The organism is Butyrivibrio sp. XPD2002 (assembly GCF_000423945.1).
Classification (GTDB): Bacteria; Bacillota; Clostridia; order Lachnospirales; family Lachnospiraceae; genus Butyrivibrio.
Genome location: NZ_AUIY01000020.1, coordinates 50952 through 74456, shown reverse-complemented (window position 1 = coordinate 74456; position 23505 = coordinate 50952). Strand labels below are relative to the sequence as shown.

23 protein-coding genes are annotated in these 23505 nt (G+C 41.1%); 1 reads left to right on the top strand and 22 read right to left on the bottom strand.

Annotated elements, in window-relative coordinates:
- Nucleotides 1–16 precede the first annotated feature (16 nt).
- From G587_RS0111710 to G587_RS0111675, 9 genes are all read right to left on the bottom strand, one after another.
- Nucleotides 17–1174 carry a GGDEF domain-containing protein gene (locus G587_RS0111710; protein WP_026492394.1) on the bottom strand — a complete coding sequence of 386 codons (1158 nt, stop codon included), beginning with the start codon at nt 1172–1174 and terminating at the stop codon, nt 17–19.
- 74 nt (nt 1175–1248) lie between these two features.
- Nucleotides 1249–1656, bottom strand: a complete 408-nt coding sequence (locus G587_RS0111705) for a hypothetical protein (protein ID WP_026492393.1) — start codon at nt 1654–1656, stop codon at nt 1249–1251.
- 20 nt (nt 1657–1676) lie between these two features.
- A complete protein-coding gene (locus G587_RS0111700; RefSeq protein WP_035786498.1) occupies nt 1677–3491 on the bottom strand; it encodes a glycoside hydrolase family 27 protein in 1815 nt (604 codons plus the stop codon).
- 43 nt (nt 3492–3534) lie between these two features.
- Entirely contained in the window at nt 3535–3663 is a 129-nt protein-coding gene (locus G587_RS26500; protein ID WP_256379318.1) for a hypothetical protein, read from the bottom strand.
- A 10-nt stretch (nt 3664–3673) separates the two neighbouring features.
- Complete coding sequence (locus G587_RS22535; RefSeq protein WP_051200989.1) at nt 3674–4435, bottom strand: MBL fold metallo-hydrolase; 762 nt, start codon at nt 4433–4435, stop codon at nt 3674–3676.
- Nucleotides 4436–4459: 24 nt separating this feature from the next.
- On the bottom strand, nt 4460–5116 hold the full coding sequence (locus tag G587_RS0111690) for a flavin reductase family protein (protein WP_026492391.1): 657 nt from the start codon (nt 5114–5116) through the stop codon (nt 4460–4462).
- Between the two features lies 1 nt (nt 5117).
- On the bottom strand, nt 5118–6638 hold the full coding sequence (gene abc-f / locus G587_RS22530) for a ribosomal protection-like ABC-F family protein (protein ID WP_051200988.1): 1521 nt from the start codon (nt 6636–6638) through the stop codon (nt 5118–5120).
- 24 nt (nt 6639–6662) lie between these two features.
- Nucleotides 6663–7919: an MFS transporter gene (locus G587_RS0111680; protein WP_026492390.1), complete on the bottom strand. Its 1257-nt coding sequence runs from the start codon at nt 7917–7919 to the stop codon at nt 6663–6665.
- A gap of 348 nt (nt 7920–8267) precedes the next feature.
- Nucleotides 8268–9041: a class I SAM-dependent methyltransferase gene (locus tag G587_RS0111675; protein WP_026492389.1), complete on the bottom strand. Its 774-nt coding sequence runs from the start codon at nt 9039–9041 to the stop codon at nt 8268–8270.
- A 261-nt stretch (nt 9042–9302) separates the two neighbouring features.
- Here G587_RS0111675 and G587_RS0111670 point away from each other — a divergent pair, with 261 nt between their 5' ends.
- Nucleotides 9303–10946, top strand: coding sequence for a MutS-related protein (locus G587_RS0111670; protein WP_242830076.1), 1644 nt, complete (start codon nt 9303–9305; stop codon nt 10944–10946).
- Between the two features lie 48 nt (nt 10947–10994).
- On the opposite strand, the gene G587_RS0111665 is transcribed toward G587_RS0111670, so the two are convergent.
- The 13 genes from G587_RS0111665 to G587_RS0111600 form a co-directional block, all read right to left on the bottom strand.
- A complete protein-coding gene (locus G587_RS0111665; protein WP_026492387.1) occupies nt 10995–12365 on the bottom strand; it encodes a sodium-dependent transporter in 1371 nt (456 codons plus the stop codon).
- A gap of 171 nt (nt 12366–12536) precedes the next feature.
- On the bottom strand, nt 12537–12845 hold the full coding sequence (locus G587_RS22525; protein WP_081679426.1) for a PepSY domain-containing protein: 309 nt from the start codon (nt 12843–12845) through the stop codon (nt 12537–12539).
- Between the two features lie 334 nt (nt 12846–13179).
- Nucleotides 13180–14139: an alpha/beta hydrolase gene (locus tag G587_RS0111655; protein WP_026492385.1), complete on the bottom strand. Its 960-nt coding sequence runs from the start codon at nt 14137–14139 to the stop codon at nt 13180–13182.
- 91 nt (nt 14140–14230) lie between these two features.
- Nucleotides 14231–14686: a GNAT family N-acetyltransferase gene (locus G587_RS25135; RefSeq protein ID WP_196812570.1), complete on the bottom strand. Its 456-nt coding sequence runs from the start codon at nt 14684–14686 to the stop codon at nt 14231–14233.
- A 106-nt stretch (nt 14687–14792) separates the two neighbouring features.
- Nucleotides 14793–15053 carry a hypothetical protein gene (locus tag G587_RS0111640; protein ID WP_026492384.1) on the bottom strand — a complete coding sequence of 87 codons (261 nt, stop codon included), beginning with the start codon at nt 15051–15053 and terminating at the stop codon, nt 14793–14795.
- 141 nt (nt 15054–15194) lie between these two features.
- Nucleotides 15195–15962 carry a class I SAM-dependent methyltransferase gene (locus G587_RS0111635; RefSeq protein WP_026492383.1) on the bottom strand — a complete coding sequence of 256 codons (768 nt, stop codon included), beginning with the start codon at nt 15960–15962 and terminating at the stop codon, nt 15195–15197.
- A gap of 47 nt (nt 15963–16009) precedes the next feature.
- Nucleotides 16010–16606, bottom strand: coding sequence for a dTDP-4-dehydrorhamnose 3,5-epimerase family protein (locus G587_RS0111630; protein ID WP_081679424.1), 597 nt, complete (start codon nt 16604–16606; stop codon nt 16010–16012).
- Nucleotides 16607–16943: 337 nt separating this feature from the next.
- The gene (locus G587_RS0111625; RefSeq protein ID WP_026492381.1) at nt 16944–18524 is read right to left on the bottom strand and encodes an SIR2 family protein; all 1581 of its coding nucleotides are present in this window, start codon (nt 18522–18524) and stop codon (nt 16944–16946) included.
- Nucleotides 18525–18643: 119 nt separating this feature from the next.
- Nucleotides 18644–18925 carry a hypothetical protein gene (locus G587_RS0111620; protein ID WP_026492380.1) on the bottom strand — a complete coding sequence of 94 codons (282 nt, stop codon included), beginning with the start codon at nt 18923–18925 and terminating at the stop codon, nt 18644–18646.
- 17 nt (nt 18926–18942) lie between these two features.
- The gene (locus tag G587_RS0111615; RefSeq protein WP_026492379.1) at nt 18943–19119 is read right to left on the bottom strand and encodes a hypothetical protein; all 177 of its coding nucleotides are present in this window, start codon (nt 19117–19119) and stop codon (nt 18943–18945) included.
- 22 nt (nt 19120–19141) lie between these two features.
- Nucleotides 19142–20218, bottom strand: a complete 1077-nt coding sequence (locus G587_RS22515) for an EcsC family protein (protein ID WP_051200987.1) — start codon at nt 20216–20218, stop codon at nt 19142–19144.
- A gap of 140 nt (nt 20219–20358) precedes the next feature.
- On the bottom strand, nt 20359–21930 hold the full coding sequence (gene guaA, locus G587_RS0111605; RefSeq protein ID WP_026492378.1) for a glutamine-hydrolyzing GMP synthase: 1572 nt from the start codon (nt 21928–21930) through the stop codon (nt 20359–20361).
- Nucleotides 21931–22077: 147 nt separating this feature from the next.
- Nucleotides 22078–23505 carry a deoxyguanosinetriphosphate triphosphohydrolase gene (locus G587_RS0111600; RefSeq protein WP_026492377.1) on the bottom strand — a complete coding sequence of 476 codons (1428 nt, stop codon included), beginning with the start codon at nt 23503–23505 and terminating at the stop codon, nt 22078–22080.

Genomic DNA, 23505 nt, shown 5'->3' with positions numbered 1-23505 from the left:
AGTGTTCCCCCCTGCCCTAATCTGCAATATCTACAAATCGTATCTGATTCTTGCCTGCACGTTTGGACTCATACAGGGCTTCGTCAGCACGCTTATAAGCTTCATCAATATCCATATCTTCTCTTGTAATCTCTGTCACACCAAAGGATGCATGAATTCCGTGAAGCTCTCCAATCTCGACAGCATTAAGTGCCTGAAGCATCTGCTGCAGGACTTCTGTAACCTCCTCACGATTTTTCTTTCCCTTGATAAGTACAATAAACTCATCACCACCAAGCCTTCCAGGGAAGCTCACACCTTCGGTAATAACCTTATCCTGGAATGCCCATTTTTCGGCCATGTCTATTCCAAGAGTATCTATAATAGTCTGGCCTGCAATCTGGATAGCCTTATCACCCATCTGGTGACCCAGCTTATCATTTATCTGCTTGAACTCATCCAAATCAAGCAGGCATATAGCCATATATTCATCATGTGGTTTGTTAAGGATATTTCCGGCCAGAGAAAAGAATCTGCCGCGATTTAGAAGTGAAGTCAGCGCATCAAAGCTGGACTGTATCTCCAACTCTCTTTGAATCTGAATGTTCTTTTGATAAGTAATAAACTGCTGAACTCTTGCTCTTTGGAACGCAAAGTGGAGTCCTATGGAAAGAGTCAGGAAAATAATAGCGTTATACAGATCCTGCGTTGCTATGGCCGCAGTTTTAACACTAAAAGAAGAATAAAGAAAAACAGCCGTACATATTCCCAATAAAAGCAGTGCCCTTAGCATTGTCGCAATAAAGGAAAAGGAAAGTACAACCGTCATTACCATAAACAAAGTTGCAACCATGTATGGCTGATCAATAGATATTTGTACGGAAAAGATCATCCATGTCAAAATACATGCTACGGAAAGAATGGTTACTCCTATTGTGGAGTCCCTCTTACCCACTAATCTGGCAGCAATTATATATGCCGCAGCTATAACAGCAAAAATGGTATAGAGATGTATCTTGCTCTGATTGACACTAAATAGTCCAAATGCATTGAAAGCAATACACAAAACATTGACCGCAAAAAACCAGCCATTCAGGATCTCAACGTGCTTTCTGTTTGTGCTGTTTATGAATGCCGAACAATCTTCTAATGTTTTTTTGTCGTATCCATAATAATTCGCATTTTTTATCGCCATGCACTTACCTCATAAGACCAATAGCATGCCATGATACGTGTATATTATTACTTTAACAGACAAATATAATCAGATTATAAACTCCATATAATATTTGTATTTATTTGAACTATTTTATCGACTGCCATGCGCAGTTCTTCTGCTTTCATAGTGTCGTTTATTCCAAATATACAGGGTCCTACACCATCTATGATACCGCGCTCATACATCTGCGCTATGGCTTCTGCACACACGCGGCACTCATAGATATCCCTGAGCTTTTTGGCCCTGATCCAGTCTAAATTCGGGAGCTTCAATACTATCCTTGAAAAGGCATATAAAATCCTGGCAGCACTCTTTTTATTAACAGGGCTGCCAAGCATATCCTCTGAAAAATATGACATCACTTCCTTCCAGAAATGATCTATATCAATATCATTTTTATCAGAATGAGCCATCTCGTATTCACTTATTATGTAATCAATAAAGGCTTCTATATTCATTATTCCAATCCGCTTTTTCTTCAGGCTATGGGTGTTACTATAAATGTCAGGTTATCACAAGCCTTAATGGATGTGACCTCAAAAGCCCCTGTAGCATTCTCTGATACTTCCCCTGTCCAGATGTTTTTAACACTGTATTTTGAAGCTTTCCTTATCTTATCTCCAAAAAGCTCCCTGATTTTATCTATATCAATTCTTATATTCTGGTTCTTATCCTCTTTGCTTACATTGATAAAGCTGATGGCAAAATCACCATTTACAAGAGGCTTTACAAGAACATCAATCCTGTCTATGTCTCTGATATACTCCTTGTCAGGCTCTGTCTTTTGCAGGGTTGAATACACTCTCTTTGCCTGAATTCCAAGAGCATCCTGATTTATTCTTATAGCATCTTTATTAGCGATAATGTTATAGATCCAGTCACCCTTTTGAACACGTCTTAAATCAAGTCCCAGCATAAGCGGTGAATTTATCATGCACCACATTGTCATGTGTGTTCTGCACTGAGTTTCATCAAGACCATTCATTCCTATCATGAGCATATCAGGGTCATTCCAGCCCCTTTCAAGGCCTGCGAATTCATCCATGATTACTGCCTTGTTGTACTGAGTTGTCACGCTGGTGGTATAATCCTCAACCCACGCACCGTGTCCAGGATCTCCATCACTTCCAACTCGGAAGGTTATGTCATTTAGTATTCTCCAGGAATCGCACACCTTATAAGCCCAGTTCTGAGGATGAGTCTTTCCCCACTCGCAGGCGGAGTAAATAATCTCATTGTCAGGATTAATGTTAGATAATTCCTTAAGGAGTCTTGCGTAGGAATTAAGAGTATTCTCCTGTCTTCTGTGGTTCATAAGACGGATCGTGTTTTCACCCTTCTTAAGCTTTATCCTTAAGGGCTCACTCCAGGTAAAGGGTAAAAGCGCCTTCTCCTCTTCGCCTTCCTCCTTTTTAAGGGCAGGTATCATATCCTTATTAAGAAAATCATCAAAGATAAGCTCGTCATTTACAGCAATCTGAAGCCAGTTGCCAACACCCTCTATGGCGCCTGCCTGATACTCAACCTCTATCTCATACTCTGCCATCTCAGCAGCTGCGGATACATGGAAAATAAGCTCGCTACTCCTGATTCCAACTGGTGATGACTCAGGACCTGTGCCATCAAAGGTTCCAAGGCCTGTTATATGATCATCCTCTATGCTTGCACGACTTCCTGTGAGCTCTGCCTCCACAGCGGGAAGTATACACTCTGTATCGCTATTATCCGCTTTATCTACCAGCTTAATAGCTCTTATATTTGGTGCAAAGGTATAAGCAGCATTTTCAGGATTGGAAAATGTCGCATTGTCGAAGGGATAGTAGCAGTTATCCACCTTCAAGAAATCTACTCCCCACTCTATATAGCTCTTGGCATCCTCCTTCTCATGACCGCAGGTTCCTACCGCAGCTCCTGCGCAGAGGTTGGTTCCTATGTCATTGTACATTCCGAACTTAAGTCCCTTATCGTGAATGTAATCAGACAAAGCCTTAAAGCCTGAAGGGAATTTATTCTCCTCATTTGAAAGTCTGCCATCCACTCTCTCAGGCTTGTAGCAACCGTCATCAAGAATCACATATTCATATCCAAGCTTATCAAGACCAAGCTCCGTGATCTTATCCGCCATAACCTTGGTAAGGGCCTCTGTGTTCCCGCTTCCGAAGGCATTCCAGCTGTTCCATCCCATTGCAGGGAGATGATTTTTCTTTTTGTTATATAAAACTTCGCCGTTATCAAAAGCACTAAAACGTCTGTCATTTTCAAGTCTGTCAGGTGTGAGCATAGCTTCCTCCATAATCAATATAATTCGTATCTGCTGTCTGCTACATAATTTATCCTTATAGCAAGAATTCCGGGAAGAACATTCCCGGAACACTCTTTTTCTCTATTAACTTAGCGTATATTAGTCCAAAACTCTTATCAGAACTTGCCCTTATCTCTTCAATTACTGCGTATTTTAAACCCATTTACAAAATCTCAGCATGAAAACTCTTCGCCTGCTTTATACTCTCTTACCTTCTGTTCGGGGTACTTAATTTCCACATAATCAACGAATTTTTTAGGATCTTCGCCATTAAAAGCGAACATATCGTAATGCCCTGGAACAGCAAGCCCCGGTTTCAAAACTCCCACAAGATCTGCTGCCTCCTGATAGGTCATATTTCCGATGCAGTTATCGCGGAGCCTTTCTGCATCTCGTCCATTGATTGGCGGAAACATAACATCAAAGGAACCCTTTTCCCTTAATTTCTGATATACACCTTCATAAAGGCAGGTATCACCCATATGACATATCTTAGTATTTTTGTAAGTAATAATATACATAAGGTACGGGTGAAGGCCGTCATCTGAAGCATCAAGGAATTCATGGGCTGCAGGAATAGCTTCTATATGGACATCTCCCTCATCTGCGCTTATCCCCTCATCAACAAATATGATACGCTCTCTGTCTATTCCAAGCTCTTCGGGAAGAGTTTTCTCAAAAAACTTTGGAGTTACAAACTTTGTCTTAGGGAAAAGGCCTGCAATTTTCACCCATGCATCCCTGTCTATATGATCGATGTGGTCATGGGTTCCGAAAATAAGAGATACGTCTCCAAGGTCCTCTATCTTAACGATATTCTCTACCTGTCTTCCGTCCATGTCCGACAAAAACAAGTCTATTCCAAATTTACAGCCTGTTTCCTCATCCCTTACAAGTATTCCCTGTTGTCCTGTTCTCATGAATTTTACAGCCATAGTCTGTCTCCTTTAGTCATGGACTTATTTTTTCTTTTTCTTATCCTTCTTCTGTTTTGCCTGCTTGTTGTCTTTTTTGGCAAAAGACTTATCCTTCTTGGAAGATGCCTTCTTGCCCTGCTTCTTGGCAACACTGTAACCGAACTTTCCGACCTTTTTGCCAAGCTTAAAATACTCTCCATGGGAGTATGCGATAAGATCAGCTCCGTTTAAGTCAAAGCGTCCCTTTTCATCAAGATACTTATCATCCACGGTAACACACACAACCTCTGCCACAAACATGACATGACTGCCCAGCTCCAGCGCCTCTTTAACCTTGCACTCGATATTAACAGGGCTCTCGGCTATTCCGGGTGCAGTTATCTTCTGGGATTCCTGAGGCGTAAGCCTCATCTCCTTAAACTTGTCAAAATCACGGCCTGAACGCACGCCGCACCAGTCCGTAGCTCTTGCCAGCTCGCTGCTTGTGAGGTTAACCACAAACTCCCCCGTATCCTTGATGATGCTGTAGGAATATCTGTCCTTTCTCACTGAAATGGAGAGCATAGCAGGTGAACTGCAAACATTCCCTGCCCACGCCACAGTTATGATATTCGGGGTCTCGCCCTTTCTTCCGCAGCTCACCATTACTGCAGGTATCGGATATAACATATTTCCCGGCTGCCAAACTTCTTTTGCCATATTAGTTTTCCTCTCTTATCTTTCCATTCTCGATATAGAGCCTGCCGGTTGCGATCCTGTCCACAAACATCTTGTCATGAGATGTGAAAAGAAGCGTTCCTTCATACTCAATCAGGAGCTTCTCAAGAGCCTCAACTGATGGAATATCCAGATAATTTGTAGGTTCATCCAGAATAAGCAGGTTTATATCAGATACGAACAGCATCGCAAAGGACAGCTTCATCCTTTCACCACCCGATAACTTGGATGCCTTCTTGTTCATATCCTTTTCCGTAAGTAGTAATCTGGATAATATTATACGTGATAAGCTCTCGGTCTGTATACTGACACGCCTTATGTTTTCAAGAACCGTGCTGTCATAATCTATCTGCGACATATTCTGTCTTGCATATCCGATCTTTGCACCGGGTACAACATACACCCTTTCTCTCTTGCTGATAAGCTCAAGAAGCGTCGTTTTCCCTGCACCGTTACTGCCAAGGATGGCAACCTTGCTTCCGTTTTTTATCATGAAGTCCGCATCATCAAGGATAACCTTGTCATCATACGAAAATGACACATGCTCTCCTCTTATGACTATCGGGTTTCTCGGAGGATTTGTCAGTCTGAAATCAGGTCTTGCCGTAGGTTCCTCCTTTGGCTTTTCCTTAACCTCCATGTGCTCTATTCGCTTAAGGACATTGGCAGCGCTTTTCTCCATGTTTTTAGCCTTGTCCTCCGGCTTTCTGTTTCCGCAAAGAGCTCTCGCCTTGGCTTCACTGGAAGAGATATTTCTTGGCTTTTTCTCCACCTTCTTGGCCTTGGCTTTTTTCTGGGTATAGACCCCCTGGAGTCTTTTCTTTTCAGCCTGATAATTCTCGTATTCAGAAAGCTTTGTCTTAAACTGCTCTTCTTTTTGCACTACATAGTCATCGTAGTTGCCGTTATAGCTTATAAGCTCTCCAAAGGATATCTCAACTATCCTGTCACAGAGCTCGTTAAGGACCGATCTGTCATGACTTATGATGACCATGGTCTCAATCTCACCAAGCCTCTTTTTTAATAATTCCACTCCCTCATAATCAAGGTTTGAAGTAGGTTCATCCAAGAACGCAACCGCCTGCGGGTTGGAGAAAAGCTGTGCAATCCTTATTCTGGTATTTTCTCCGCCGCTGACATTTTCCTGCCAGAGCTGATCCTGAACTCCCATTTTTCCGGCTTCCTCGTAGTCGGTATCATAGGCAGCGCCCATGTATGTATTATCCAGGTCGTCTCCGGAAGGGTCCGCGCTTCCGCTATTACCTGCTATCCCAAGACCGAACTGCTCAAAGTAAAAGGGCTCACACTCTCTTGTCACCGTGCCCTTTGATGGGGATATCTCGCCAGCAAGGATTTTGAGCAACGTGCTTTTTCCTGCTCCGTTTACCCCCACCAGACCGATCTTTTCACCTTCGTATAAATAAAACCTGTCAAAATTAAGGACTGTCTGCTCACCATAGGAGTGGACTATATTCTCTGCTTTTATAAGTATTCGTCCGGACATAGTACCTCCTTTCAAAAATTCAAATTACATACTTCTGTTATAGATTGGCTTAACATGCTTTCCGTTAAAGCCCACAAATACAATAGCTGCACCTACGCTCACAAGCTCAAACAGGAGCAGTACCGCTCTCTGGTCCATATAGACCGTAAGCACTCCTGCAAAAAACTGTGAAATCAGGGCACCTGATGTGCTAAGCACCTGAAAGGCACCGTTGAATCTTCCCTTGGTCTCATCTGGTACATAGCTCTGTGTAGATGAAATTCTTATGGTATAGCTGGTAACTCCACCGATTCCGACTATAAATCCCATAAGCATCGCTACATTAACAGGTACATAGAGATAAAGTCCCTCGAAGACACCTATGATTACGTACACCATAAGGGCGATATAAAACTTAAGCTGCTCAGGTATCTTTCTCCTGTAGTGGTACATGCCTCCAATGCCTCTTCCGATAACTGCCATGCCGAAAATGCACTGGAATAAATACTCACCGTTTTTATAGTTGCTCTTAAGGTACGGGAGGCATATAACCTCTGCTGCTCCGCCGGCCATAGCGCTAAATAAAAAGTAGACAGCAATGACCATAAGTCCTTTTTCTGAAAACAGATACAGGAAGCCTTCTTTTATATCAAAAAGAACTCTCTCCACACGTTTCATATCCTGTGTGTCCAGTCTCTGACTCTGTTTTTCTATATAGCTCTCCTCTGCCTTTATATTGACCTCCAGGCATGCAGCTACAAAGAAGCTCACACCATTTACGAGAAGCATCGGCCAAAGTCCCATAAGGTTATATAAAACCGTTGCAAGTGGAACCATGAAATTAGACAGAGTCTCAAGGGTACTCGCAATCGAATATGCCTTTGAGAAATTCCCCTCTGTAATAAGGAGTGGATAAAAGCTGTCATAAGCCACCATGTATATGCTGTTTATTGATCCTATCACCAGACTAAACAGTGCAAAGATAGGGAAGCTGAACCATCCGCTCCAAAGAAGCATACCCATGGTCAGATAAATGGCTCCGCTGGCAAAATCCAGTGTATAGATCATCTTTTTTCTTGAAAATCTGTCAAGAACAGCTCCTGAAATTATAGGTACTATAAGCTGCGGAACAGTGTATGTCATAAGGTACAGTGCATACATAAAGGTTGAGCCCGTATAGTCAAGGACCATCAGGCTCATTGCAAAGCCTGCCAGACTGTTTCCAAACATCGAGACAACACTGCCAATTGTAATTATCGTAAAATCCCTCGTCCAAAGAGGGTTATTATTCTTCGTTTCCATTTCCAGTAAACCTCCGTTAAGTCGTTTCTACTAAGCTTTATTTTCCACAAAAAATCCGCCTGCATTACGCAGACGGATCTGTAATCTTAATCATAATAAAATCCCCCTATATGCATAGATAGGGACTTACCAAATAATATATAAATTGGTTCTATGAAAAGATATCTACAAGATAAAATGATCCACCATTAAAAAAGTCATCAAAAGGTGACCTTCTCAACAATCTGCGTAATGCAAAATTTTTTATGAATCAATTTACCTGTTCAACATCTCCTCATACCTCCAATAGTTTTCTAAGCGCTATATATAATATAAGCACCTCAAAATTGCATTGTCAACAGTTTCCCGTTAAGCTTTCTTTTTGGCAACGATCAGAAATCTGTGGATAGTGCCTTCAACCTTGCCATTCTTATCGATTTCTTCCTGCATCTTGAGAAGCTTATCAAAGCACTTATCAACTGAAAATCCCGGAAACTCCCACTCAATGATGTGAGCAAACCACACAAATGCTCCGACATCGAAAAATCTGATTGGTCTGTATACTTCATCAGCTTCAAGAATCTCAAAGCCAGCCTCCTCAAACTGCTTCTTTCGAATCTCAAGGCAGTTGTCAGGGAAGGGCTCCTCTACCTCAGGAAGCACCATCTTCACAAGGTCTCTGTCGTTCTTTGATCCAACCTGCTGGGTAACAAAAATTCCGCCACTCTTCAGCACTCTTTGTGCCTCCCTGGGATCAAAGTCACCATGTCTGTTTATATAAATATCAAAAGTGTCATCATCAAACGGAATATTTGACGCATCATCGCAGGCCCTGAAATCAATTCCAAGGGGAAGAAGTGTTTCCTTACAGAGCTCAACGTTCGGCGGATAGCCTTCCGTTGCTGCTGTATTCTTATGGGGGTGTCCCAGTGAAAGAAGGAACTCACCACCGCCTGTGTCAAAGTCCAGAAGCTTCATATCCGGAGTTCTGTACCTGTTTATGATCTCCTCATAACTCCAGGGAAGATCATCCTGCTCTGTGTAACGTCCATCGATGTGAGAAAAATCCCATCCCTTTATGTGTGCGATGCTCTCTTCCTCAAGCCACTTTTTTCTTAATTCTTCAATTCTGTCTGTATTCATAGCTGTCTTTGTTTTCCTTATAGTTTTTGAAATATCAGAGGTTAGTGTACGACTATTTGTACACTTTTTCAACCCTCTGAATGATCTCCTTATAAATTGCATTGTAAATTCTCGCATTTTTATCTTAGAATAATCTTATGAAAAAAGTACCGGGTATGCTCTTTTTCATCGCCCGGTTGGGAAGGGAATCTTTTATTGGGGAAAATTATGTCAGAAAAAATAAGTCTTTTATTTCCAGATCAGAATTTAGAATACAAAAAATTGAGCGAGGTAACTCTTCATGACATAGGTATGGACAATATCGTTACTAAGCTGTCCATCCAGCCTGCGGAGCAGACCTATATTTACAATGTCATGAGCATGATGACAGACTCTCCTGAGAACGCAAAATACAGGAGCGAGATATTCGATGACCTCATGAAAAATCGAGATATGCGAAACAAAATCGTTGCGCTTTTTGACAGGATAAATTTCCTTCGCGATTATGGAAGTCACAAGCATGATCACGACCACGAGCTCGGCGTCTGGGATCTCGTTCACAGACTTGAAGAAATAGGTGACTATATTCAGTCCCTTGATGCCATCTATGAGTGCCTGTCAACCGCAGACATTCACTCCGAGGGACTGCTTGCCCTCAAGGACTATGTCAAAAAACTCTACACCGATAATGGCTATGAGGGTCTGAAGAAGGATATCAGTCTCCTTAGGGCAGACACTCAGAATCTAAGGAGTGTCACCCTTGGCGTAAACTTAAATGAGCGCTTTGAGGTAAGCGGAATCGGCGTTATATCTCTTAATAATAAGCCTTTTACCAAGTCACATATCGTAAGCCATTTTGTGGATAAGGTCACAAGAAAAGACATTATCCAGGATGGAAACGACTGGAGGGAGGATTATAAATACGACGAATTCACGCTAAAAAGGACCACAAATGACAACATGATCATTCCCTTTGCTGCCTTTAGCCCCATGGCTCTCATGACTATGAAATATGTGTCAGAGTCTGATAATCATACCAGGAGCCTTCCCAGGCACATGGATGATGTGACCGAAAGAATGCTAAGCAGTACCGTTAAGCACCTTCGTGATGTTCTGGGAAAATACACTACCCTCACAATCACCAACATCACTGACCTCATGCCGGAATTCATCTACTACATCAGATGGGCTGAATATATTGAAAAGATGCAGGCAAAGGGCTTTAAATTCTGCAAGCCTACTGTCATCATGCCCTCCGAAGGCAGCGAAAAATCCATGAACGCTATCGGAATCTACAACATGAAGCTTGTAGATGCTAATCTTCTTGAAGAGGAACCGATTGTCACAAATGATATCGACTTTTCAGATGAGCACTGCCTGTATATGCTCACAGGTGCCAACCGAGGCGGTAAGACCACTATAACCCAGGCTGTGGGCCAGCTTTTCTTCATGGCTCAGGGTGGTATCTATGTTCCGGGATTTAGCTTCGAATACACTCCTGTTGATGCCATTTATACGCATTTCCCAGCTGATGAGGATCAGACTCTGGACCTTGGAAGACTGGGCGAAGAGTGCAAAAGATTCCGCACCATATTTACTGATGCAACCAAAAACAGCCTCCTACTTCTCAATGAAACCTTTTCAACCACCTCTTTTGAGGAGGGATATTTCATTGCAAGAGACTGTTCAAAAGCAATACTTGAAAAGGGCTGCCGAACCATTTACAACACCCACATGCACAAGCTTGCCTACGATATTGATGAACTAAACGATAACAACCTTCCCTATAAGGCTGCTTCGCTTATCGTTGCTTCAGATAACGGCGTTCGTTCCTACAAGATAAGACTTGCTCCGCCTGTAGGGCTTTCCTACGCTGCTGATATAGCAAAAAAATATGGCGTTACCTATGAGCTGTTAACTCAATGATAACGCCAGTTTATATATCATTATATTCGTGTTCTATCACGTAATGGCTTATGCAAAGTAGCTCCAAAGGCCATAGCCTGCAAGGAACACCAGTATAGCAGGAAGCACGATCTTGAAGTACCACTTAAGGGCTGTGCTCATCTTTATACCCACGCCGCTGTTAACTTCTTCGATGTAATTATCGAAGCCCCAACCATATTTACTGGTGCAGAACAGACAGCATATAAGGGAACCGATTGGAAGGAGAAGATTACTAACTATGAAATCCTCCAGGTCCATTATGCAGTTGCCCTGCTTAAGCGGCTGAAAATCACTCCATACGTTAAATCCAAACGCGCAGGGGATCGATCCCAGTGTAATGACAAGTCCAGCAAAGGCTGCTGCCTTTCTCCTGTCATAGCCGAAAAGATCGATTGAAAAGCTTACATCATTTTCAAATACACCGATCATTGTGGACAGTGCTGCAAAATACATGAAGAGGAAGAAGAGACTTCCAATTATTCTTCCGCCCGGCATTGCTGCAAAAACATTGGGCAAAGTAAGGAAAATAAGACTCGGTCCTTTGTCCGGAGCTACGCCATAAGCAAAGCATGCAGGAATCGTGATAAGTCCTGCAACTATAGCAACAAAGGTATCTAGTCCTGCAACAAGCAGGGCTTCTCCCACAAGACTTCTGTCCTTTTTAATATAACTTCCGAATATCTCCATTCCACCGATACCAAGACTTAGTGTAAAAAAGCTCTGGTTCAGTGCTCCGTAAAGAACATTTCCTACACCGACCTTTTTTACATTCTCGATATTAGGCATAAGATAAAACTTCACTCCCTCTGCAGCCTTCGGCAGTGTAAGGGATTTTATTCCAAGTCCGATCATGATAATGATAAGTAAGATCATCATGATTTTCGTTATCTTCTCCACGCCTTCCTGAAGTCCCATAGATGTTACAAAGACTGTGATAAGCATGGTAATAAACATGAAAAGTATCAGTATTTTAGGACTTCCCATCATTTCCTGGTAAATCCTCTCTATGCTCTCAGGACTCTGTCCCTGAAAAGCCCCCATTAAAGATAATACAAAATACCTCAGTATCCAACCGGAAACCACTGAATAAAACATAAGCAGGATATAGTTACCGGCTATAGCAAAATATCCGTAAATATGCCACTTACTATTCTTTGGTTCAAGCTTTTTGAATGCCGGAAGAACGCTTAGTCTGCTCGCTCTTCCTACCGCATACTCCATCGTCAGTATCGGTACCCCTAATACCAGCAAAAACAGCACATATACAAGGACAAATAATCCTCCGCCGTTTTCACCTACCATATACGGGAAGCGCCACACATTACCGATTCCTATAGCGCAGCCTGCAGACAGCAGAATAAAGCCAAGCCTGCTCCCAATTGATTCTCGTTCCTTCATACTATTTCCCTAAAAATACCTCCTTGTAGCCTAGAAGCCTTATTGTACTTCATTCCATACTTTTTAGCAATTACCTGTTTTCGTCACATAAAAGGAGTCATCCGCTTTTATCAGATGACTCCTGTTTATTCGTTATTCAATTAAAAATACTTCAGCTATACACCGACATATTTAATCATCGATTTCGTATTCAAGTATTTTTCCGGTATTGATATCGATGTCATATTCATACTTATTGACTCCAACATAGAAATCAACTTCATATTTTTCCACGCCATCATCAATATCCTTCTCTAATTTTATGACATCAACCTCATCCTTTGTGTATCCCGAATGCTCGAGTGCTACTTCCAAAGCCTGATCTGATGTTAGTGGTCCCTTTGGGGCTTCTTCTTTGGCATAGCCTGCAAAAGCAGTTACTGATGTAGTCATGATTATTGCTGCGGCTAAAGCCATTGTCATTCTTAATCTATTCCTCATAAGCGTTACTCCCTGATTTTAGTGCATGGCATGTTACAGTGTTACTTTTGTCAAATAATACTACCGCCATAATCACAAACAAATATCATATATCCACAAAATGGCAGCTGCTTGATTGTTACTTTTCAACAAGGCTCTCTTTGCTTCAAAAGGGTTTTCTATAACTAAAAAAATACAAAATGCCCTTAAAATGAACATTTTGTATTTTTAATAATTGTTATGCTGAATATTTTTATATCTTTGTTCCGTGTAAATTCCTGAATAACTGCTTATTAAAAAACAATTAATTTCCGGATAAACGCCAAGTAATGACGTTAACACTTATTAGTCCTTATTATAATCCTGCTTTTTCAAGGAATGTATCCACATATTCCATGTAGCCTTCAGGATCATCGATTACGCCTTCGATATGAGCACTGTTTACATAAGCGATGCTCTTTTCTGAGCTTCCTACATTTTCATATACTTCTTCTACCTTCTCAGGAAGGCAAACCTCATCCTTTTCAGAAACAAAGATAAGTGTCGGAAGCTGATCATTTGCTACAACCTTGATTGTATCGCCATCATCCCAGTTAACGTGGTAGAAAAGCTTTGAGTAAAGCTTACCAGTGTTAATAAAGTATGATGTTGAAGCTGAATCCATATCCTCCGGATTATCTGCAATGACACTTCTGATCATGTACTCCATTCCGGGAACAGGGCTGTCACATATTACTGCATCTGCTGCCTCTACTGCTCCGGGAGTTACGTTTGATGCATAAACTGCAGTCACCTGACCGCCCATGGACTGGCCATGAACTATTACCTCTGAATCCCCAAGCTCCTCCCTTGCATACTTTACAAGTGCCTTTACGTCACGCGCCTCATGAATTCCGAAAGTAACCTTATCGTCAGGATTTACTCCGTGACCTCTGTCATCAAAGGCAATTACGTCATAGCCTCTCTCGATATACTGCTGTGCCAGAGGATATGTAGCTACTCTGTCACCACCTGCACCGTGTACAAGTACTACGCATTTGTCACTATCCATATCAAAATATGTTCCGGGGACAACATTTCCATCCTCTGCTGTCACCGCAATATCTTCGCCTGTATACTTAGCATTAAAGCCCTCAAGATCAAATCCATAGGTTGCAAGCTGCTTAACTGAATTACCCTGTGTGTCATTGTTTTTATTCTGGTAAAACACACCGTCGCAAACAAGCTTTGCCATTCCGACAGAACCAACTACAAACAGTACTGCCACAACCCCCACAATAATTTTCCCAACCTTAACAATTATCCTCTTCTTCATTTGTGTACTCCCTTTTTATTATATTTAACGGTAAAGCACAAATGCCCCAATTATTAACACCTATGCTCATACCTGTTCCCCCTCACAAAAATTAACTATCAAGAACCTTCCTGCCATAAGAGCAGGAAGCCTCGATATTCATGCACTTCTTCTCAGCCGCTTCAAGAACCTTATACACCAGTCGCTTTGCTATGCCCTTCCCCTGATAATCAGAAGAAACTCCGGTGTGATAGATATTCCATACATCCTCGTTAGCCTCGAAATCGCATTCTCCGATTTCTTTATCCCCATCAAAAGCTACGCTGCGGCCACCCTCTTCATCCATGACCACATCGATTTCATGTCTGTATATGCAGCTAAGCGCACCTGACGGACATTCTGATATTGCCTGCCATATCTCCTTGCTCTCGGCATGTCTTAAGTCAATCCAGGGCTTCTTACCCGGATTGAAGGTTCCGGGACTGCCATGAACGCACCTTTTTGCATGAAAACATTTATCAGAGTTCCAAAAGACTACTAAATCATCATTTTCATAAAGTCTGTGCATGCCATCCCTCTTTCTTAAGCCAGTCAGCAATAACATTACTATTTTACACTATTTCTAACTAAAAATGGCAGATGAGTTTTGCCCATCTACCATTTTATGTTATCCTTTATGCTCTTTGTCTGTAATCAGGGATGCCCACTATTTTAGCAGCCTCCGTAAAATATTTCTCCTCTATGAAAGGCCAGCTCACGGGCTCTCCCGTTTCCTCCTCCTGAAGACTTGCTGCCTTTTGCAAAAAGTCCACAGTATAGTCATTTCCTGTTTTCAAAACATAAACGTTGTTTGCCACAAACCACTTCCCCTTTTCCATAAGCCCCTTTTCATAAAGGGCATCGATGACATAGTCAACATCATATGGAATATTCAAAAACTCTGCCTTCCAGGAAGGTCCTTCAGGCTCGTTCTCGTCGTAGCCATGAAGAATCAGGCACTGCGCCAGACCCGGAGCATTTATTGCAATACCCGTAGATCCTGCTGTGTATATCTGAGATTACGCCTATCTGTTTAGTCATAGCGCGGACCCATTCTTTCTTCCGATGGCCGTAAATTCCCCGGGAAGTGTTTCATCCTCCCATGAAGGGTGCTCGTCGAAGCGTTCAAGCGTAAATCCCGCGCCAATGATACCATTTATGATCTCACTTATCGTATACTTTCTGTACTTACACTTTGGTATCTGCCTGCGAATCTCCTCATCATAGAACCTCGCATGAGCCATCTCACCATCAAATATCTCTGTGGAAAAATAACTCATTGTGGGCTGCTGAGTTTTCAGGATATCCGAAATCTTTGTAAAGGGGTGGAAATCACTGCAGATAAGCTTTCCTCCTGCCTTCAGCAGAGAGTTCATGATATTCATAAACTCATATATGTCATGGAAATAGTGAAGGATGCCACCTTCCATGAACACCACATCAAAGTACCCTGCGTACCTGTTCATATCAATCTTGAGAATATCGCAAACCTCAAAATTTATTGAAGTGCCCGCAGCTTCTGCGGTTTCCATAGCGTATCTCTTATTGTCCTTAGAAATATCAAATATTGTGACATCAGCTCCAAGAAGTGCCAGTGGCACTGCCTTTTTCCCGCATGACCCGCAGATATTCGCAACCCTGATTCCTTCGAAAGTGTCAAAATAACCTGCATGATACTTTAGCATTTTCTTCGGATCAGCTTTGTCCTTTGCTGCTCTTTCCTCCGGAGTACCTGACGTCTTTACCCAAAAATTATACGCATCAAACTCCCAGGCTTTTTTGTGTTGTAAGCTGTAATCCTCCATACAAAACTCCTCCTTCTCTTTTCATAGTCCCCTCACCTTTTCAAATTTTAGTCCATTCCGAGCTTTTTTCGTAATTCAGTAAGCGTTGGTGCCTTTGAATCCTTCACCGAAATCTGATTTAAATCATTTGTATCGATATCTATCGGCCATTTAATCTCAAGTTCAGGATCCAGTGGACAAAGTGCTGTTCCCGGCATTCCCGGAGCCCATTCATTATCAAAGAAGTACAGATACTCAGTATCTTCAAGCGCCTGAAAACCGTTGCATACGCCCTGAGGCACAAATACCTGAACTCCGGGTGTGATATGTACAGTCTGAACTGCCCCAAAAGTCTTACTGTCAGGTCTTGTATCCACATAAGCTCCAAAAACTGAACCATACGCCACAGTAACAAGCTTATTCATTGCTTCACCATGGAGTCCTCTAACAGCTCCTTTTTTAGTTCTTGTCAGATTTATCTGCTTCCATCCCTTTACTGTATCAGGAAGTACCTCTGCATAAACACTGCCACGGAATAATTCTCGCACAGTTCCTCTGTCGTCTGTGGCACTTTTTGCACTTATTATTTTCAGCCCTTCTATACTGGAATCCTTAGCATTAAACTGCTCTATATGTGCACCCATTCCTTTTCCTCGCTTTATCATTTTTCAATTAGATTTCTTCTTTAAGTCTTTACATCCGTTTGTTACACTTGTTCCTAGTCTTTTTGTAATCATTTTCCCTGTCGCAATTAATTGCAACCCTTTTCGCATGAATTTTTGACGATATTAAGTCTATTATGATACGCCATTGCATTGAATCATTGCATTGACACACGTACATTTACGTTGTATTATATTTGCAGTCGATAAAAAAGTATATACTTATACTTCGTCGACTACAACTAGAAAGAGAACATAGAACATTAAATGTTCTTGAATATGCGAAAGAGAAAGCTAGTGATGTTCTTGGTTTTTCCAAGAAAGGTTCACTAGCTTCTTTTTATAAGTAGTTTTCCATCAAATCGAGGCAAAGAACACAGCGTTCCGCATTTGTATCATGCAAAAACTCATCAGGATACTTTTCAAATATATGCTTGCATGCTCTACGCAAATCATCTATAGACAGCATTTTTATGTTCTTTAGAACAGCCATTGCTGCCTTCCTGCAATTTGGAGCAGCCTTCATATAATCATATAAATCATCAAATCCCGCATAGGCTGGTACATTTTTAAGCGTTTTAGCTACATTTTTGGATATTATTTTTTCAATGCTGTTATGAGCCTCAATATATTTATGCAGCTTACTATCTTTTGGTATCTCCTGTCCTTTTACATACTTGAAAACAGGCATAAGCCTTGTTATAGCAATATTCTTTAATCGTTCATAACACATCGCTTCTGCATCGAAACCTTTATTATTATATATAGCATCCTCGAATATCAGTTTATCTCCCAGTAACCCATACCCATACTTATTTAAAATATTCTCCTTATAACCAATAGCAATAGCCAATGGTTTAGAAGATAAGTCCATATCAACCAAATCATCTATTCCGACGATAATTGACTGCGCATCAACTGATGACATACTCTGATCCACAATAGTCTTCACCACTTTTCTTGTCTCTCTTACTCTTAGTGGCGAAATACCAGGAGTAATTTCCCCAAGCTTTTCATATACCGCACCATAATTGTCTGTTTGTATCTCCACAAAGGGTATTTCAACATTATTTTTAGTTGTTATAGTTCTTTCTATCTCTATAAGCCTTTTCTCCCCCTTCTTAAAACTAATAAAAATAAAATGTTTTCTAATATCAGTAAGCTGTTCCTTTGACAAACAACTCAAGAAGTCCTCAATAATCTCTCTTACATCTTCATCTGTAAATGAATATCCCATAAAAACTATAGGTGACTCCGCAAATAGTGTTAACATTTTTGCGATAATAAGTTTTCTAGACTCCTTAAAATAATCATAATCATCTTTTGTTATAATAATTGATTCAGCATCAGTAGCACTCCCATGTATCTTGTATATTTCCGCAATATCATAGCTGTCTGCAGAGAATAATTCGTGTTGTCTCACTAACACCTTAAAATCTTTGGAAAAGACCTGTTCCTCTAAAAACGTATCATAATTTGTTGTAATAACTGCAGACACCTTATTCTTCAGTTTTTTTAACTTATCTAGTTCATCTACTAATTCGGCTGATGTGTTTAATTTTTGTTTTTTAAAAAAATCCGCCAAAAACATCTTATAAGGCGAAATTCCACGCTTAACCCAGCTTGGATTTTTCCTATTACCTATATTTAAAATGATTTTCCTGTCAAAAAATGCTTTATTAAACTCCTCTTCTATCAACGTCCCCATATAAGCATTTGTCTCAAATTCAGACATCTTGCTCCTTTTGCAAGCATCAATATGCTTCTGATATTGAAAAGTATCCGGTTCAAATTTGGCGAATGACATTTCTAGTAGTTCATTCCAAGATGGATACTTATACAAATATCTTTTTGATATGCCAGACCCAACAAACAAAACCGGTGTCCTGTTTAATTTTACAATTTCGTCTAGTACTCCCATCCCTTCTCCTCTTCCATCCTATTACTTCCACAGTAATATTTTATGTTAGTCCATATAAGCTAAGAAAATATTATGTAGTAACAGTATCACAAATGATTACATGTATTGTTTTAAATATACTATGCATTATTTCGCGCCTTCCGTAAAATGTACAGTGTATTATCTATTTCATACGGCAACAGGTCATTCTGTTTTAACAACCTGATCCTATTTGCATGAGTATTGTCATATTCCGGTTCTGCAATTCCATCATAAGCAAGCATGTATTTAGCCATAACCTCAGCTAACATACCCTGCTTGATAATAGATGTATTCGAATCAGAATATACATTCTTCTCAGCCAAATCTCCTAGTTTTGCCAAATAATTCCAATGGCTTTCTAAGAAGTTAAAATTACTCATAGATGGCACCCTCCAATCTATTTTGTATTCTTCTTAAATCTCGCATCTGCAGGTTTTTTAGTGTCCGAAGGAATTAACCATGTCTTTCCTTTTTTTATTGCCCCCGCAATACGCCCCTCCGCACATAGAACACCGATCCGTCGAGATGTAATATTCCATTTTTCTGACATTTCTACAGTTGTAAAATACTCCATACAATACCTCAATCATCAGCAATTATTGTTCCAAATTCACTTCAGCAATATCCTCTGGTGAAATATCTATTATTTCATCACTGTCACCTTCAATAAGCTTATGAATTCTAACATCTTTTTCTAATAAATACCTCTTATTGTAAAAAATATCCGCATAATCTATTACAGTATTCATCTGCGCAGTATCAAAAAGCCCGCCTATCACTGCGCCAACAACTGGAACTGCTTTCCCTATAGCTTTTTTAGTTAAGTTCTTTCCTATTTGCTCAAAGACTCCTTTAAATACACTTTCTTCTAATCCTTTTTGTCCTGCTTTCTCAAGAGCCTTTTGAGCTGATTTATTAGCTAGTGCACGCATCTGTGTTAGCAACAGTCCTACGCCACCCCTTGCAGCCATATCAGACCATGTTTTCTTAGCTGTCTGTTTTATTGCAGTTGTTTCGGTCATCACCATAATTTTCCCAATTATGCTACTAACTTCATTTGATCCTTTGCACTTTGGACTTAGTACATTCATAAAGACATCGCCTGCAATCATTAGCTCTGCTGAATCATTCTTTACATCATATCCGTAAAACATAGCAATAGACTGTACCGCTCTATAATATATAAATGTACTCAAAACAAGATTGAATGGCAGTCCAGCAAAACCAAATGCTCCTGTAGTTCCACCTTCAACCAGAGCTAATCCCAAATCTTTTGTTTTATACTTAGCAACAATTTTTGAAATATTATAACCTCTCGCAAGGCATATCTCTTCTAAGCAAGTTATCTCATTCTTTTTAGTTGTAGCATCTACTTTCTGAACAATAGCATCCTCGCTTATTGTCATCTTTGCAGCTTGTTTCTCAAGGATACTGAATCCCTCAGCTACAACTTTCATACATTGCACAAATAATTCAGCCTCGGTAATTGTTTCCTTTACTGCTTTTCCCGCCTCTTTTACCGATTTAGGAATAACTTCAGCAATCTTCTTTCCGGCCTTGGATAATTTTCCTGGCTTATTCATTTTTTCATATCTCTCGGTTAATGCAGTAAGGGACTCTTCTTCCTTTTTGTTTATTACTGGTTTAGGAACAACATATTGTTTTTCTTCCATATCTTGGCCTTTCATATACGTACAATAACATATAACAATTATATTCTTTTATCGGAATAATGTAAATCTAAGTCTGAACAATATCGTAAAAACAAAACCCGCGAAACCTTGAAAATACTAGGTTTGCGGGTTTTGGCTTTTTACTCCAGCTCAATTGTTCCCGGCGGTTTACTGGTCAGGTCATACATTACTCTGTTGACGCCCTTAACCTCGTTGATGATCCTGTTCATTACTGTCTGCAGGATATCCCAGGGAATATTGGTTGCGTCAGCTGTCATGAAGTCTGAAGTATTAACTGCGCGGAGTGCTACTGCGTAGTCATAGGTTCTAAAGTCACCCATAACACCAACGGAACGCATATTTGTCAGCGCTGCGAAATACTGCGCAGGAAGCCATTCAGGATTAACACCGTGCTCATCCTTGTAAGCGGCTGCTGCCTTACCGATCTCCTCGCGGTAGATTGCGTCAGCATCCTGAACGATTCTAACCTTCTCAGCTGTAACCTCACCGATGATACGGATTCCAAGGCCAGGGCCAGGGAAAGGCTGTCTGAATACAAGGTGCTCCGGAATACCAAGCTCAAGTCCTGATGCTCTTACTTCATCCTTAAAGAGCATGCGGAGAGGCTCAATAATCTCTTTAAAATCAACATAGTCGGGAAGTCCTCCTACGTTGTGGTGAGACTTGATCACGGCACTTTCACCGATTCCGCTCTCAACAACATCAGGATAAATAGTTCCCTGTACAAGGAAATCAACGGCTCCGATCTTCTTAGCCTCTTCCTCGAATACACGGATGAACATCTCACCGATGATCTTTCTCTTTTTCTCAGGCTCCTCAACACCCTTAAGTGCCTCATAGAATCTGTCCTGAGCATTAACTCTTATAAAGTTAAGGTCGTATGCACCGTTGGGTCCAAATACTGCCTCGACCTCATCGCCTTCATTCTTACGAAGAAGACCGTGATCTACAAATACGCATGTAAGCTGCTTACCGATAGCCTTACTCATAAGTACGGCTGCAACGGATGAATCAACACCGCCTGAAAGAGCACAGAGTGCACGGCCGTTTCCAACCTTCTCTCTGATCTCTGCGATGCTTCTCTCAACAAAGTCAGCCATCTTCCAGTCGCCAGCGCATCCGCAAACATTCATTACAAAGTTCTTAAGCATCTGTGTTCCGCACTCGGTGTGCATAACCTCAGGATGGAACTGAACTGCATAAATCTTTCTGTCAGCATTCTCCATAGCTGCCACAGGGCAGTTAGAAGTGGTCGCCGTAATCTTAAAGCCTTCCGGCGCCTTAGCTATATAGTCAGTATGGCTCATCCATGTTGTAACAACGGACTTACAATCTGCAAAAAGCTCTGAAGAAGTATCAAGATTTGTCTCTGTCTTACCATATTCGCTGACAGGAGCCGTTTTTACTTCTCCGCCATTTAAGAATGCAGTAAGCTGTGCGCCGTAGCAAATTCCCATTACAGGAACGCCAAGCTCGTAGAGCTCTTTTTCACACAAAACGGCATTCTCACCGTAAACACTGTTAGGTCCACCCGTCAGAATGATTCCCTTGGGATTCATCTCACGAAGCTTATCAAGTCCTATATTGTAAGGGTGAATCTCACAATATACATTGCACTCGCGGACTCTTCTTGCGATCAGCTGCTTATACTGCCCGCCAAAGTCCAGAACTACAACCATTTCTCTCGCCATATTGTCCTCTTTCTTATCTTTTTGTCTCTGATGAATCACACTCTTATGCTGAACACATTGTTCAAAAAGCGTCATTCATCCTACCACTTAAAATAACATAAATGTTAGATAACAAAATTGCAAGCCAAAACTCTCAATTTAAAACAGTTAAACCAAACCGTTGAGTTCCTGATACAGCCTCTTGGCATAGCTGTCAGTCATGCCGCAGACATAATCCGTAACAAGAAGGAGCCTGAGGTAAAGCTTCTCCTCTTCGCTTTTTTCCTGTGAATAAATATGGTAAATCTTCTTATAGTTCTCAGATACAAAAGAAATCATCCTTGAATCTATGGGACGAAGCTTAATGTCTGTATCATAATAAACTGCAGCAGGTACCAGTCTGTCCAGAAGGTATGTAAGTATCCTGTCTGCGCTGACCTCTATCTTCACAATAGGCTCTGAAGTAAAGGTGTATTTAATCGCAATTTCTCCAAGCGCATCAACTATATGCTTTCCTTCTGTTCCTTCCAGAAGCTCCTGACCAAAGGAGCCATCCATTATCTCATTATAATGATTTACAAAGCTTTCCGTTGCAAGGTAAATAAGCTTGCCCTGAACCGCCACTATCCAGTTTTGGACCGCATATTCACCGGGATCACTTACCCCATGCTCAATACCCTTGCCATATCTGTACTTTAAGCTTTCAATAAGAGACCTGTACTCCGGATCCGACTGATCCTCATGGCGTCTTAGCTCAAGCTCTCTTACAAGCATATCGAAGCTGATACGTCCCTTTTTATAAGAATCCTCTATATCAGCTGTCCTGTAGGCTATATCATCTGCAGCCTCCAGAATGTATGTCAGAGGATGGCGTCTACCGTTAAGCCCGCAGGAGTCCTCGATATCTCTGAAAAGCTCGCGGTCCGCATAATAATATCCCATCTTGTGACAGCATATATCAGGGCTGTTCTTATCCACATCCAATGAAGAAACAGGATACTTGATAATCGTAGCAAGAAGAGCCTTGGTAAGGTTCATTCCATGCTCATCCACAAGATAGTGGAGCTTTGTGACAACTCTAAGAGCCTGGGTATTACCTTCGAAATGATAAAAATCATTTTGCATCTGCGGATTTAAAATATCCGTCAGTTTTCTTTTTTCTCCATTTTCAGACTCATACTCAAGTTCCGGAAGATGCTCCTTAAACCACTCTCTTATAGCTGTCTCTCCAAAATGTCCGAAGGGAGGATTACCGATATCATGAAGAAGGCCTGCACACTGTAAAATGTCGCAGACATCCTGCTGATATGTCGGATCAAATGACTCATCCTTAATATCAGTAACTATTTTCCTGGCTATGTTTTGTCCAAGTGATTTACAAAAGGAGGAAACCTCCAGAGAATGTGTCAGTCTTGTCCTTACAAAGTCAGACTGATCCAGTGGAAATACCTGTGTTTTATCCTGAAGTCTTCTAAAGGAAGCACTTCCGATTATTCTATGATAGTCCTTTTCAAATTCACTGCGGAGATCCTGAGAGCCCTCACGTTTTTTTATAGGGCGGATTCGATCTCCGCACAGTAGTCTATTCCATTCCAA